A 13,991-nucleotide genomic window follows, 5' to 3' on the forward strand; every position below is an offset into this window, starting at 1 on the left:
GTTATGCCACGTTCGTTTCTTTTGCTGGGACAGCCGCTTTCAGACTTAGCAAGCGTATCATGCGGTCATTTTGGATAATTAGCCCATCCACAAACCGTGTTGTGTTGTCACCCATTTCGGGCGGTGGGTCGATTGCATCCGTATTGATGGAAAGAATATCAACGACTGCGTCTACCAGCAGGCCGACCGTTTGTTAGTCAACGTTCACAACGATGATCACGTCACGCGGGCTTACCTCGCGTTCGGCCAAGCCGAACCGAATGGACAGGTCTACGATAGGCAGGACACTTCCGCGCAGATTAATCACGCCTTGCATGTAGGGCGGCGAATGCGGCAGAGGCGTTGCTTTGCTCCACCCACGAATTTCACGCACTGACATGATATCAAGCGAATATTCTTGATCGTTCACTTTAAACGACAAAAGTTCAATTTCGCGCCCGGTTTGGGAGGGGGTCTTTTGGTCCATGGTCATCTCCAATTATGCGCTTTGCGGTTGTGCTGTGTCCGTATGATCTATGCCGCGCACAACGATGTCGCCTGGATCAAGGATTAGAGCTATCTTGCCGTCCCCTAAGATCGTTGCAGCGGCGACGCCTGGAATATTGCCGTAAGCATCCTGCAACCCTTTGATGACGACCTGCCTTTGATCTTGGATTGCATCAATCACGATTGCCGCTTCTTGACCGTCGTCATTGGCAATAAGCAGCGCGATACAATTCTTGAAATCTGTGCGTTTCGGGCTGAACCCAAGTTTTTCCGCAAGATCAATAAGCGGCAAAAAGCGCTCTCTGACCTGCACCAGCATGCTATTTGCTCCAAGCGGCTTAAGCTCATCTGGCCCAAGCATCATGGTTTCGCTGATCGCGGCCAGGGGCATCACTACGGACTGTCCGGCAACATCGATCACCATGCCATCAAGAACGGCGAGGGTAAGCGGCAGGCTGATGGAAAATGTCGTGCCCTGTCCAGGCACCGAAGTGATCGTGATACGTCCGCCAAGATTTTGGATGGCGCTTCGAACGACATCCATCCCGACACCACGGCCCGACAGATTTGACACTTCGGCTGCCGTAGAGAACCCCGGCATAAACAGCAAATTGTCAATTTCAGTATCGCTCAGCAGAACATTTTCTGGAATGAGACCCTTTTCAATAGCGATCTGCTTCACGCGGTCGCGGTTGATGCCGCCACCGTCATCACTCACCTCAATCACAACGCGACCCGAGCGATGCGCTGCGCGTAGGCGGACGACACCTTGCTCTGCTTTGCCGTTCGCAACGCGTGTCTCAGCCGCCTCAAGCCCATGATCAACGGCGTTTCGGATCATATGGGTAAGAGGGTCTGCAAGCCGCTCAATGACCGTTTTGTCGACTTCTGTGTCGTCACCTTCGGTGATCAATTTGACAGATTTTTTCACTGCCGCTGAACTTTCACGCACAATCCGTGACATCCTTTGGAATAAGGATTTGACGGGTTACGCGCGGATCATCATCACGCTGTCTTGGATGTCGCGGGTAAGGCGCATGAATTCCTCAAGGCCTGCGTCGACCTCCGTGGAGTTTGAAGCCTGTGCTGACACGATGCTTTGAGACAGCATCGACTGATTAATAACCAATTCGCCCACAAGGTTAACCAGCCTGTCGATACGGTCCACATCCACGCGGACCGTCGCTTTGGGTGCTGCTACTTTCTTGCCGTCTGGTTCGGTAGAAGGCTGCTCTGCCGGCTTCACATCAGCCGGTTCTTCAATGTGGTCGGGTGCGGGGTCTACAGGTTCTGCAGCACTAGCGACATCTGGCAGGTCGATCAGTGGGAGTGGGGCGTCTGTTTGTGGTGTGATTTGCTTAATTGTGCAAAGCCCATCAACGAAATCGAAAACCTCAAGAACGTCTTCGAACGTACGATCAGTGTCGACAGAAATGTGCCAAGGTATAAAACACTCTGCATTTGCCAACGCGCCTAAATTCGGCAGCTTCGTCAGGTCGGGTGTGCAGGTGACAGTCCCGAGTTCTGTGAGCGCGCGGAAAAGTTTAGCGGGTTCGTTGCCGCTTGCGTAGAGTTCTGCGCTGGCCTGAAAGGTGAATGAATGCTGTGCGGGCATTGGCGCGACATCATCTAATCCGAAGTCTTCGTCTAGATCAAAGCTGAGTACGAGAGGCGCAAATTCAACGGTTTCTTCAACTTCGTCCGACAATAGCGCTTCGAGGTCTGTCAATGTTGCCGCTGTTAGGCTGGGCTCAATCGGCAATTCATCGCGCGACAGCCGCACGAGGTCTTGCAATATATCGCCTGCTTGAAAAAACGTGCGCATGATGTCGGTGTCAGGTTCAAGAAGGCCAGAGCGCACATTATCAAGAACACTTTCATAGCAATGTGCAAAATTGACCAAATCATTGAGCCCGAATGCACCCGCACCCCCTTTGATGGAGTGGACGGCGCGGAAAACCACGTTGATGGTCTCGGCGGAACGCTCGGGGCTGTCCATTGTTTCAAGGCCATCTTGGAGCGCTTCGAGCAGCTCATCACATTCAATAAAGAACGAGGCCTTAATTTCAGCAAGGGGGTCAAGTTGGTCAGTCATCTGCTTTTACCCCGCAACCATTTTAAGCGCGCGCACGAGTTTTTCGGGATCGAACGGCTTCACAATCCAGCCCGATGCGCCGGCACTTCGGGCACGCGCCTTGAGGTCTGCACCGCTTTCGGTTGTCAGAACCAAAATTGGCGTGCCCTTGAAGGCTTCGCGCGCGCGGACCGCTTCGATGAAACCAAAACCATCAAGGCGTGGCATGTTGATATCGGAGATAATTGCGTCTGGCGGGTCCATTGCCTCAAGGGTATCAACCCAGTGCACCCCGTCTTCGGCCAGCGTTGTTGTCATACCGGCAGCATTCAAAGTGAGCGCGATCATGTCGCGCATGGTTTTGCTGTCATCGACGGCCAAAATAGAAAGGCTCATAGCGTGTCTCCTTGCGGAATAATCTGTGCAAAGGGTGCGCCTAGAAACGCTGTTTGGGCGGCGAATGCATCGCTGCTTGCTGTGATTGAAAAACTATCAGGGTGGGACTGATGCGCGGCCATTAAGGCTTGCAGGCACAGTGTGCCCACGCTTTCTACAGCGCTTGCATCAATTGCGATATTCGGGACGGCGGCTGTAAGCCCCTGCAGAACACCTTCATAAGCTGCTAAATCCAGCTTGGCAGGTAACGTCAGAGTGGCGGATGGGGCCTGAGAGCCATCTAGGGCGCCCAAATCTGTTCCAGTATTCACGCAATCACTCCTGTTTTGTGCCGTGTTAAGGCTGAGGAGTAGCGGGTGCTCTGTTAAGAAAAGGTTTCCGGCGTGGCTTTGATTTCTAAAATTTAGCGCGAATTTTTAAGGAATTGCGCACAGCCGATCATGGCTGCGTTGTCATCTTCCACGATCTGTACGGAAAAATCGTCCATAAACGTAGCAAAGCGCCCTTTATCACGAAAGTTGTCGCCAAAACCCATACGCTCAAAATAGGGTTTCATGGCGCGTGCCACGCCGCCTACGAAATAAACGCCGCCATAGGGCAGGTGGATCAGAGTGAGATCCCCCGCCACCGCGCCCAAAATCCGAATAAAACTTTCCACTGTCTTTAATGCAATTGCATCACCGTTCTCTGCGTCATTCATCAGATCGGCTGCGGATTTATCAATGCCGCCCGAGCGCCATGTGTAAACACGTTCAAGGCCGCGACCGGAAAGAACATCTTCCACAGCCGCAAACCCATGTGCGCTTTTGACGTGGTTTGAAAGATCAAGGTCCTGAGCATCACGCACGGGCAAGCCGATATGACCACTTTCTGCGGCGGCCACATGCACACCGTTGCGCAGAGTGATAACACCCGCACAATTAAAGCCTGTGCCTACGTTCAGTACCAGTTTCGTACTTCCGTTTGGCGCCGTTGGGGCATCAATGACAGGGGCCAACGCCTCAGGTTCTAATCCTGCCAACCCGTACCCTTGGGCCTGTAGGTCGTTGATAATATGCGCTTCTTTCGCGTTCGTCTGATCAATCAAATCTTGCGGGCGGATGATCCACGACAGATTTGTCAGCGTGCCGATACCGTCCTTGATGGGGCCTGCCAGTGCTACGCAAATGCCGTTAATGTCTTGGTCTTTATGTGCACTCAAGTACTCGGTCAAAATGCCCGAAAGACCATCGCGGGCCGCATTCAAAAAACGCGCGTTCGTAGAGACGTCCAGAACACCGTCACGGGCCAAGCCACAACGGGTGTTTGTACCACCAATATCCACAACCAGATCGATGCCAGACTTCGATTTTGTCATACCAAAAGGCCCCTTAGAACATGCTTGGCACTCCGTACCTTCGTCTGGCGTGTTGGGCAAGCGGTTGAAAGCCGTCCCGTAACGCAATTTCCTCTGGCCAAATCTGTGCATCTGTGGGAAAGGGCATTGTCAAACGAAGCATTCCAAGCTGCACCTTAGGGGGATCAATTATGGAAATTCGCGAGGCACTCACCTTTGATGATGTTCTGTTGGTCCCTGCGGCCTCTGATGTGTTGCCGTCCACGGCTGATACGTCGACTTTTGTAACGAAATCGATCTCGCTCAACATTCCGCTGCTAAGCTCTGCGATGGATACCGTCACAGAAGGCCGTATGGCCATTGCGATGGCGCAGGCGGGTGGTATGGGTGTCATCCACCGTAATTTGACCATCGAAGAGCAAGCCCGCGATGTGCGCCGTGTGAAACGCTTTGAAAGCGGCATTGTGTATAACCCGATCACCTTGACTGCGGATCAAACTCTTGCGGATGCAAAGGCGTTGATGGAGCGGTACCGCGTCACTGGCTTTCCTGTCACGGACGGTGATGGCCGCGTTGTTGGTATTGTCACAAACCGCGATATGCGTTTTGCAACGGATGATAATACGCCTGTTTCTGTGATGATGACGTCAGATAATTTGGCGATGCTGCAAGAGCCAGCCGATTTGGAAGAAGCGCGCAGCCTGATGCGCTCGCGGCGGATCGAAAAGCTGTTGGTCGTTGATGGTGCTGGAAAGCTGACAGGTCTTTTGACCCTGAAAGACAGCGAGCAGGCGGTCATTAACCCCCAAGCCACCAAAGATGAGTTGGGGCGTTTACGTGTTGCTGCCGCTTCAACTGTAGGTGACGCAGGTTTTGAGCGGACCGAGGCGTTGATTGACGCGGGCGTTGATATGGTCGTGATTGATACGGCCCACGGGCACTCAAGCGGTGTGGCCGAAGCTGTGCGCCGCGCCAAAGCAATCGCGGGTCACGTACAAATTGTTGCGGGTAACGTGGCAACGGGTGCCGCAACGCGCGCCTTGATAGATGCAGGCGCGGATGCTGTCAAAGTGGGTATTGGCCCGGGATCTATCTGTACCACCCGCATGGTGGCAGGTGTTGGGGTCCCGCAACTGACGGCAATCATGGATTGTGTGGCCGCAGCAGGTGACATCCCGATCATCGCAGACGGTGGTATTAAGTTTTCTGGTGATTTTGCCAAAGCAATCGCGGCAGGCGCGTCCTGTGCGATGGTTGGTAGCATGATCGCGGGAACAGACGAAAGCCCTGGCGAAGTCATTTTGTATCAAGGCCGTTCGTTCAAATCGTACCGCGGTATGGGTAGTCTTGGCGCCATGGCGCGCGGCTCAGCCGACAGGTATTTCCAAAAAGACGCGGCCAGTGACAAACTGGTTCCAGAAGGGATCGAGGGACAGGTTCCCTACAAAGGGTCTGCGGGCGCAGTTGTACACCAATTGGTTGGTGGTTTGCGCGCTGCCATGGGCTACACGGGGTCCGCAACAGTCGCGCAGATGCGTTCTGGGTGTGAGTTTGTGAAGATCACCGGCGCGGGGCTGAAAGAGAGCCACGTGCATGATGTTCAGATCACGCGCGAAAGTCCGAACTACAGAGTTTCTTGATATAACAATGCTGTATGGGGTGATGCTCATATAATACATGAGGATTAACCAATGACCCCTGCAGCACGCTATGCCGCCGCAATTGATGTACTAGACCAAATTTTGGACGGCCAGCCTGCGGAAGCGGCACTTTTGAAGTGGGCGCGCGGCAACCGTTACGCAGGTTCCAAAGACCGTGCGGCGGTTCGCGACCATGTGTTCGATTGTTTGCGCTCCAAAGCGTCTTTTGCGGCTAAAGGCGGTGGTCAGACGGGGCGCGCGATCGTTGCGGGATGTTTGTTGGCGCAAAATGCTGATCTAGACGAAGTTTTTTCTGGGCAGGGTTATGCCGCTGCACGCCTTGATGATGCAGAACTGGCACGTCTTGCCCCTGATGCGGATGCAGTGGATCTGCCTGAATGGCTATTGCCAAAGCTGCGCGACGTGGCAGGGCCTGATTTTCAAAAGCTAACTGAGCAGTTTCGGCAGCGGGCAGATGTCTTCTTACGTGTGAATACGCAGAAAATTGACATTAGAAATGCCGAACAGTCGCTTGATAAAGAAGGAATTTCTACTTCAAATCTTGCCGGAGCCACTACAGCGCTGCGCGTCACATCAGGGGCGCGGCAAGTCGCCCGAAGCGCGCCGTTTTTGTCTGGTGAAGTTGAATTACAAGACGCGTCCAGCCAAAAGGCATGCCTGATGCTTGGTGCGGCGGATGGTGAGACGTTGCTGGACTATTGTGCGGGGGGTGGCGGCAAATCACTTGCACTGGCTGCTATGGGCTACACAGTGACCGCCCATGATGCTGACCCGAAGCGCATGAAAGATATCGGCCCACGTGCAGAGCGGGCAGGCGTCACAATTCCTCAAGTTACCGAAATTACCCAGCAATTTGATACTGTTGTCATTGATGCACCGTGTTCAGGCAGCGGGACGTGGCGCCGTACACCGGATGCGAAATGGCGCTTTACGGAGCAAGATTTGGCGGATTTGGTCGAACTTCAGCGTGATATTATCGGGCAGGCTCAAGGCCACGCACTTAGGCGGTTTGTTTACATGACATGTTCGTTGCTGCGTGATGAAAACGACGATCAAGTAGCGTTTGTTGAGGCTTCGCTGCCAAAGTGGACATGTGTCCGCCAAGAACGCTTTGCGATGGATCAGGACGGAGATGGCTTCTTTTGTGCGATTTTTGAGCAAGCCTAGGGTGTTTAGCATGTCTGGTGTTTAGCACTTCGTTAATCAACTTTATTATAATGAATACACTTTAAGGTTGTGTCCACCTAAAGATAACCCGCATTAAGTGTTTATTAACCAGTAACGGGCATATGTGCGTTGGTTAGATGGGGAACACTTGGATGCGATTTGCACCAGCGACACAAAGGCTTTTGCGTGATGCGGGGCTTCAACTTGGGCTTTTGGTGCTCGGGGTTGGGCTTGTCGGCCTGTCTACGCTTACGGATATTCGTCTGGACGAAACCGTTATGGGCGTTGGCGTTCTGCTAAGCTGTGCCGCGTTGATGTGGTCAGTCCTTGGGGCGCGGCGTGGTGCGCATTCTGAGCGCCTAGAGTTACTACGCGAAGTCTGTGAGGCTGATCCCGTTAGAACGTTTATTGTCGATCCAGAAGGTGAAGTGCTGTTTCGCAACGCAATGGCGCGGACTGATCCAACGGCCACGGCTGATGCGGTTGGTAAAGACCTGACGATGGCTGCGGTCATCCGTCCTTTGTTTGCTAATCCAGCAGGCGTGGTGAACCGCCTTCATACGCAAGCGACCAAACAGGGCACCGGGCAAGAGGACCTGATTACCCGACAGGGGCAAATGCGACTTAGCGTGCAGCACCTTGAGGGCTGCGGTTTTGTGTGGCGGCTTGAGCAAATGCGTCCAACTGGCGGTGTCGGGCAGGGTGATAGCATCGCACTTCCCATGATGACTGTGTCTAAAACCGATACGGTTCTATTTATGAATGACGCCTGCCGCAAATTTCTAGGCGGGCGCCCGAAACGGCTGGGCGATATTATTCGCGATATGCCGCTTGCCTCTGACTGCATCCACCGTGTCGCTACAGAACAGGGGCACGCGAGCGTTCGGGTGTGTGACGTGGCCGGACCTGACGGGCGTCGCGAGATTTTCTTTTTCCCAGTGACTATGGCCCAGCCAACGACACTCAGCGGCCCCGAACCCCTTGCGGTGCTCAACAGTTTGCCGATGGCAGTTGTGACAATTGGGTCTGACGGCATAGTGCAAAGTGCTAACGCCGCCGCCTGTTTGGCCCTTAAGGAAGATCAGGTGGTAGGCAAGCCAATCGCAGCCCTTGTGGGCGGGCTTGGCCGCGACGTGAGCCATTGGGTGGCCCAAGCCGCGGCTGGTCACAAACTGAGCAAACCTGAAGTATTGCGCGTGTTGAATACGGATCAAGACAGATACCTTGAAATTACGCTGTGCCAGCTGGACGGCATGAACAGCAATTCGGTTGTAGCGCTGATCAATGACGCGACCGAGCTTAAGACCCTTCAGGCGCAATTTGTTCAAAGCCAAAAAATGCAGGCAATTGGCCAACTCGCAGGCGGCGTTGCGCATGATTTCAACAACTTGCTCACCGCCATTTCTGGGCATTGCGATCTTTTGTTGCTGCGCCATGATCAAGATGACGAGGAATATCCCGACCTCCTTCAAATTCACCAAAACGCCAACCGCGCGGCCTCGCTCGTACGTCAATTGCTGGCGTTTTCACGCAAACAGAACCTTAAAATGGAAGTGGTTGACCTGCGCACCACGCTTTCTGAATTGACCCATCTGTTGGACCGGCTTGTGGGCGAAAAAGTGCAACTTGAACTGACCCATGATCCCTCGCTTGGGCCTGTGCGCGCTGACAAGCGCCAACTTGAGCAGGTCTTGATGAATTTGGTCGTCAACGCGCGGGATGCCATGGTCGATGGTGGTAAAATCACCATTGATACAGAGGCTTATACGGTCACAGAAGTGCAGGAACGTGATAGTGCTGCCGTGCCAATCGGTGATTATGCCAAAGTCACTGTTTGTGACGAAGGCATCGGTATTCCGCCCGAGCAGTTAAGTAAGATCTTTGAGCCGTTCTTCACGACCAAGAAAACCGGTGAGGGGACAGGGCTTGGCCTGTCGACGGCCTACGGCATCGTCAAGCAGACGGGTGGCTTCATTTTTGCAGAAAGCGTTGTGGGGCGCGGTGCGTCGTTCAAGCTTTTGTTTCCGATGTTCGATGGCGCAACAGTCGCGCCCCCACTTCCACCGGCCGCAAAGCCCGTTGAGCAAGTCGTTCAAGATACAGGCGTGATCATGCTTGTAGAGGACGAAGCGCCCGTTCGCGCCTTTGCGTCTCGGGCGCTAAAAATGCAAGGTTTCACGGTGATTGAGGCGGACTGTGCCGAGATGGCGCTTGAAAAGCTTGAGACCATGGATACCAAGATTGATATGTTCCTCACGGACGTTGTGATGCCTGGTCTTGATGGACCAACGTGGGTCCGCCAAGCGCTTAAGGGCCGTCCGGATACGCGCGTTGTATTTGTGTCGGGCTACGCTGAAGACGCGTTCAAAGAAGGGGAACAAGCGATTCCCAATGCTGTGTTCTTGCCTAAGCCGTTTTCGTTGTCTGAATTAACCAATACGGTCAAAGCGCAACTACACGACGAGCCGGCATAAATTCGCTGATCTTCATATTTTTATGGGTGTTCAAGCTGCGTTTACTTAGGCGCGCTATGAGCTAACTACGATTTATGTTGAAATGTTCTCTTTTTGATCTCATAACGAGAAAAGCAGAACAGGGCGTGAACATGTGAGTGATTGCTCAGGGTGTTGCGCTGTGAAATAAGGGAATAAACTCATGGCACAGGCAGATCTACTCACGATGGACAAAAAAGCTTCTGATAAACAAAAAGCGCTCGATAGCGCGCTGTCGCAGATTGAACGCCAATTCGGCAAAGGCTCGATCATGAAATTGGGTGGTGAGAACGCCATTCAGCAGATCGAGGCGACGTCAACTGGTTCACTCGGCCTTGATATCGCCTTGGGCATTGGCGGTTTGCCAAAAGGCCGTATCGTTGAAATTTATGGTCCCGAAAGCTCTGGTAAGACCACGCTGACGCTTCACTGTGTTGCTGAGGAACAGAAAAAGGGCGGCGTTTGTGCGTTCGTTGACGCGGAACACGCGCTTGACCCGCAATATGCTAAAAAGCTGGGCGTTAACCTTGATGAGTTGCTGATTTCTCAACCCGACACGGGTGAGCAAGCACTCGAAATTACTGATACGCTTGTTCGTTCTGGCGCGGTTAACCTTGTGGTTGTCGACTCTGTTGCGGCACTGACCCCAAAGTCGGAGCTTGAGGGTGATATGGGTGACAGCAGCGTGGGTGTGCACGCCCGCTTGATGTCCCAGGCGATGCGTAAATTGACGGGTTCGATTGCGCGTAGCAACTGCATGGTAATCTTCATTAACCAGATCCGTATGAAGATCGGTGTGATGTTTGGTAGCCCTGAGACAACTACTGGTGGTAACGCGCTTAAATTCTACAGTTCTGTCCGCCTCGATATCCGCCGCATTGGCGCCATCAAGGACCGCGATGAAATTGTTGGTAACCAGACCCGTGTGAAAGTTGTGAAAAACAAAGTCGCACCACCGTTCAAACAAGTTGAGTTTGATATCATGTACGGTGAAGGCATTTCCAAAATGGGCGAACTGCTCGATTTGGGTGTGAAAGCAGGTGTCGTTGAGAAATCTGGCGCGTGGTTTAGCTACGGCGATGAACGCATGGGGCAGGGCCGTGAGAATTCCAAGAACTTCTTGCGCGAAAACCCCAAAGTTGCGTGGGAAATCGAAGATAAAATCCGCGGGGCGCACGGTTTGGATTTCGAGATGCCAAAAGAAGAACAAGTCAAAGATGACGGTGATGATGTCCTAGACGAATAATGGGCGATGCACGTTAGTCTGTTGTAACGCTAATTTAGAAAGGGCTGGTACGTAAGTGCTGGCCCTTTTGGTTTGTAAGTGAGGTTTCGCCGCAGGTGCAATGACCATGGACACCTTGGGCCTGCAGGGATAAATCAGAGTGAATTAACTTGCCACCGATAACCCTAAGGGCCTCCTGATGCGTACGCTGAATGACATTCGTTCGACCTTTTTGACCTACTTTGAAAAGCAAGGGCACGCGGTTGTGGACAGCAGCCCCCTTGTGCCGCGCAACGACCCAACCTTGTTGTTCGCCAACTCTGGGATGGTGCAGTTCAAAAATTTATTCACCGGTGTGGAAACGCGCGACTACCAACGCGCGACGACCGCGCAAAAATGTGTACGCGCAGGCGGTAAACATAACGACCTTGATAACGTGGGCTACACCGCACGCCACCACACGTTTTTTGAGATGCTGGGCAATTTTAGTTTTGGCGATTACTTCAAGGCAGACGCGATCAAATTTGCTTGGGAGTTGATCACAAAAGAGCTCGGGATTGATAAGAACCGCCTCTATGTCACTGTCTACCACACCGATGATGAGGCCGCAGCTATCTGGAAACGCGTTGCTGGTCTGTCTGATGAGCGGATCATTCGGATCGCCACAGATGATAACTTTTGGATGATGGGCCCGACTGGTCCTTGCGGTCCGTGTTCCGAGATTTTTTACGATCACGGCGATCACATCTGGGGTGGACCTCCCGGCTCGCCTGAGGAAGACGGTGATCGGTTCGTTGAAATCTGGAACCTTGTTTTCATGCAATATGAGCAGCGCGAAGACGGCACCCGCGTTGATCTGCCGAACCAGTCAATTGACACTGGCATGGGGATCGAACGTGTCGCGGCGTTGTTGCAAGGCACGAATGATAACTATGGCACCGACCTTATGCGCAACCTCATTGAGGCCAGCGCAAATGCCACGTCGTCGGACCCTGATGGTCCGGGCAAAACCCACCACCGCGTGATCGCTGACCACCTGCGTTCAACGGCATTTTTGATCGCGGACGGTGTGACGCCGTCAAAAGATGGCCGTGGGTATGTTTTGCGCCGGATCATGCGCCGCGCGATGCGCCACGCCCATCTTCTGGGGGCCGCTGACCCGCTGATGCACCGTTTGGTGCCGGCACTTGTTGGCCAAATGGGAGCGGCCTATCCCGAATTGGGCCAAGCACAGGCTTTGATTGAGGAAACTCTGCGTGCTGAAGAAACGCGTTTCCGCCAAACCCTTGATCGCGGGTTGAAGCTGCTTGATGAGGAGTTGATCTCGCTACCAGACGGTGCCGATTTGCCTGGTGCCACGGCGTTCAAACTGTACGACACATTCGGTTTTCCGCTCGATCTGACCCAAGACGCGCTTCGCGAAAAAGATCGCGGTGTAGATACAGATGGCTTTGATGCGGCTATGGCCGAGCAAAAAGCCAAAGCGCGCGCGGCGTGGTCTGGTACGGGCGAGGCCGCTGATGCACAAGTTTGGTTCGATATCGCGGATGCCCATGGGGCGACTGACTTCTTGGGCTATGACACCGAAAATGCCGAAGGTCAGATCATTGCGATCATCAAAGATGGTGTTCAGGTCCAGACGGCAAAAGCTGGTGACGAGGTTCAGATCGTACTGAACCAGACCCCGTTTTATGCGGAAAGCGGCGGTCAGGTTGGCGATATGGGCCAGATCAGTTTTGATGGCAACTTAGCCACAGTGACTGACACCAAAAAGCAAGCGGATGTCTTCATTCATTTCTGTAGCATTCAATCGGGTGAGTTAAATGTTGGTGCCGGTGTGGAACTTGCCGTTGACCCAACGCGGCGCGGGCAGATCCGTGCGAACCACTCTGCGACGCACTTGTTGCACGAAGCTCTGCGCGGCACTTTGGGTGAGCACGTAGCGCAGCGCGGCTCATTGAACGCACCAGACAGATTGCGCTTTGATTTCAGCCATAACGCAGCGATCAGCCTTGAAGATCTGCAGCGGGTTGAAGCGGAAGTGAACAGCTACATTCGGCAGAATACAGCCGTAGAGACACGAGTGATGACGCCTGATGATGCGCGTGACATGGGCGCGCAAGCACTCTTTGGTGAGAAGTACGGTGATGAAGTGCGCGTTGTATCAATGGGCCGTGCGGATACTGGCAAAGGTGCTGATGGTAAGACGTATTCGCTTGAACTTTGCGGTGGCACGCATGTGCGCCAGACGGGTGATATCGGGGTGTTTGTGGCGCTTGGTGATAGCGCATCGAGTGCAGGTGTGCGCCGTATTGAGGCGCTGACCGGTGCCGCGGCCTTTGATTATCTAAGCGCGCAAGATCAGCGATTGGCGCAAGTTGCGACATCATTGAAGGCGCAGCCTGCGGATGTTGCCGAGCGGGTAAAATCGCTGATGGACGAGCGAAAAGCGCTGCAAAACGAAGTGGCACAACTGCGTCGCGAGCTAGCCATGAGCGGCGGTGCAGCAGCACCAGCAGTGGAAGAGGTAAACGGCACCGCGTTTCAGGCGCAAGTTTTGCAAGGCGTGACGGGTAAAGACTTGCCTGGCATTATTGACGAAATGAAGTCGCAAATGGGCTCGGGCGCTGTGTTGCTAATTGCTGATGCGGGCGAAAAAGTCGCCGTCGCTGCCGGTGTGACGGATGATAAAACGGCCACTGTATCTGCGGTTGACTTGGTAAAGGCGGCTGTTGCCGAAATGGGTGGCAAAGGTGGCGGTGGCCGTCCGGATATGGCGCAGGGCGGAGCAAAAGACATTAGCGGTGCTGATGCCGCGATGACAGCAGCACGAAAGGTTCTTGAAGGATGAGCGCACTTTGGATCAGTCATGTTACGGTCACCGATGACGTGGAATATGCGAAATATGCCAAGCTTGCGACCCAAGCGATTGCCGAACACGGCGGGGTATTTTTAGCGCGCGGCGGCGCGTATGTTCAAAAAGAAGGCATGGAGCGGCCACGCAATGTAGTGGCGCGGTTTGATAGCCTCGAGATTGCCGAAAAATGCTATAATTCAGCCACTTATCAGCAGGCATTGGTCCATGCGCGGGTGGCGAGTGAGCGTGAACTGGTGATTGTTGAAGAAATCTAAACGCTTAGAAAGTGAAGATAAC

The 13,991-nt window shown here is 53.5% G+C and carries 11 protein-coding genes and 1 pseudogene; 6 read left to right on the forward strand and 6 right to left on the reverse strand.

From position 1 onward, the window contains the following. Position 1: 1 nt before the first annotated feature. The 6 genes and pseudogenes from NIG5292_RS01055 to NIG5292_RS01075 all read right to left on the reverse strand — a co-directional run bounded on the left by NIG5292_RS01055 (position 2) and on the right by NIG5292_RS01075 (position 4,313). Positions 2-472 (reverse strand): annotated as a pseudogene (locus NIG5292_RS01055) (chemotaxis protein CheW). Positions 473-478: 6 nt separating this feature from the next. After that, positions 479-1,438 carry a chemotaxis protein CheA gene (locus tag NIG5292_RS15090; RefSeq protein WP_233488132.1) on the reverse strand — a complete coding sequence of 320 codons (960 nt, stop codon included), beginning with the start codon at positions 1,436-1,438 and terminating at the stop codon, positions 479-481. 36 nt (positions 1,439-1,474) lie between these two features. Beyond that, positions 1,475-2,581 (reverse strand): Hpt domain-containing protein, encoded by a 1,107-nt coding sequence (locus NIG5292_RS15095; protein WP_233488134.1) that lies wholly within the window; start codon positions 2,579-2,581, stop codon positions 1,475-1,477. A 6-nt stretch (positions 2,582-2,587) separates the two neighbouring features. Continuing rightward, positions 2,588-2,956, reverse strand: coding sequence for a response regulator (locus tag NIG5292_RS01065; protein WP_048597480.1), 369 nt, complete (start codon positions 2,954-2,956; stop codon positions 2,588-2,590). Continuing rightward, the gene (locus NIG5292_RS01070; protein ID WP_048597481.1) at positions 2,953-3,267 is read right to left on the reverse strand and encodes an STAS domain-containing protein; all 315 of its coding nucleotides are present in this window, start codon (positions 3,265-3,267) and stop codon (positions 2,953-2,955) included. Before NIG5292_RS01070 ends, NIG5292_RS01065 begins: the two co-directional genes overlap by 4 nt. 92 nt (positions 3,268-3,359) lie before the next feature. Beyond that, positions 3,360-4,313: a glucokinase gene (locus NIG5292_RS01075; RefSeq protein WP_048597482.1), complete on the reverse strand. Its 954-nt coding sequence runs from the start codon at positions 4,311-4,313 to the stop codon at positions 3,360-3,362. 170 nt (positions 4,314-4,483) lie between these two features. Between NIG5292_RS01075 and guaB the strand changes: the two genes are divergently transcribed. The 6 genes from guaB (at position 4,484) to NIG5292_RS01105 (ending at position 13,969) form a co-directional block, all read left to right on the forward strand. Continuing rightward, on the forward strand, positions 4,484-5,932 hold the full coding sequence (gene guaB, locus NIG5292_RS01080) for an IMP dehydrogenase (RefSeq protein ID WP_048597483.1): 1,449 nt from the start codon (positions 4,484-4,486) through the stop codon (positions 5,930-5,932). A 51-nt stretch (positions 5,933-5,983) separates the two neighbouring features. Next, a complete protein-coding gene (locus tag NIG5292_RS01085) occupies positions 5,984-7,120 on the forward strand; it encodes an RsmB/NOP family class I SAM-dependent RNA methyltransferase (protein WP_048597484.1) in 1,137 nt (378 codons plus the stop codon). Positions 7,121-7,272: 152 nt separating this feature from the next. Then, positions 7,273-9,594, forward strand: a complete 2,322-nt coding sequence (locus NIG5292_RS01090; protein ID WP_048597485.1) for an ATP-binding response regulator — start codon at positions 7,273-7,275, stop codon at positions 9,592-9,594. A gap of 181 nt (positions 9,595-9,775) precedes the next feature. Beyond that, complete coding sequence (recA, locus tag NIG5292_RS01095; RefSeq protein ID WP_048597486.1) at positions 9,776-10,858, forward strand: recombinase RecA; 1,083 nt, start codon at positions 9,776-9,778, stop codon at positions 10,856-10,858. A gap of 178 nt (positions 10,859-11,036) precedes the next feature. Beyond that, entirely contained in the window at positions 11,037-13,688 is a 2,652-nt protein-coding gene (gene alaS / locus NIG5292_RS01100) for an alanine--tRNA ligase (protein WP_048597487.1), read from the forward strand. Beyond that, on the forward strand, positions 13,685-13,969 hold the full coding sequence (locus tag NIG5292_RS01105; RefSeq protein WP_048597488.1) for a DUF1330 domain-containing protein: 285 nt from the start codon (positions 13,685-13,687) through the stop codon (positions 13,967-13,969). Before alaS ends, NIG5292_RS01105 begins: the two co-directional genes overlap by 4 nt. Positions 13,970-13,991 lie beyond the last annotated feature (22 nt).

Source organism: Nereida ignava (assembly GCF_001049735.1).
Taxonomy (GTDB): Bacteria; Pseudomonadota; Alphaproteobacteria; order Rhodobacterales; family Rhodobacteraceae; genus Nereida; species Nereida ignava.

What these genes read in the sequence shown, in the direction of transcription:
- NIG5292_RS01085 (WP_048597484.1), top strand. Translation starts at nt 5,984, where the DNA reads ATGACCCCTGCAGCACGCTATGCCGCCGCAATTGATGTACTAGACCAA.
- guaB (WP_048597483.1), top strand. Translation starts at nt 4,484, where the DNA reads ATGGAAATTCGCGAGGCACTCACCTTTGATGATGTTCTGTTGGTCCCT.
- NIG5292_RS01075 (WP_048597482.1), bottom strand. Translation starts at nt 4,313, where the DNA reads ATGACAAAATCGAAGTCTGGCATCGATCTGGTTGTGGATATTGGTGGT.
- recA (WP_048597486.1), top strand. Translation starts at nt 9,776, where the DNA reads ATGGCACAGGCAGATCTACTCACGATGGACAAAAAAGCTTCTGATAAA.
- NIG5292_RS15095 (WP_233488134.1), bottom strand. Translation starts at nt 2,581, where the DNA reads ATGACTGACCAACTTGACCCCCTTGCTGAAATTAAGGCCTCGTTCTTT.
- NIG5292_RS01105 (WP_048597488.1), top strand. Translation starts at nt 13,685, where the DNA reads ATGAGCGCACTTTGGATCAGTCATGTTACGGTCACCGATGACGTGGAA.
- NIG5292_RS01090 (WP_048597485.1), top strand. Translation starts at nt 7,273, where the DNA reads ATGCGATTTGCACCAGCGACACAAAGGCTTTTGCGTGATGCGGGGCTT.
- alaS (WP_048597487.1), top strand. Translation starts at nt 11,037, where the DNA reads ATGCGTACGCTGAATGACATTCGTTCGACCTTTTTGACCTACTTTGAA.
- NIG5292_RS01065 (WP_048597480.1), bottom strand. Translation starts at nt 2,956, where the DNA reads ATGAGCCTTTCTATTTTGGCCGTCGATGACAGCAAAACCATGCGCGAC.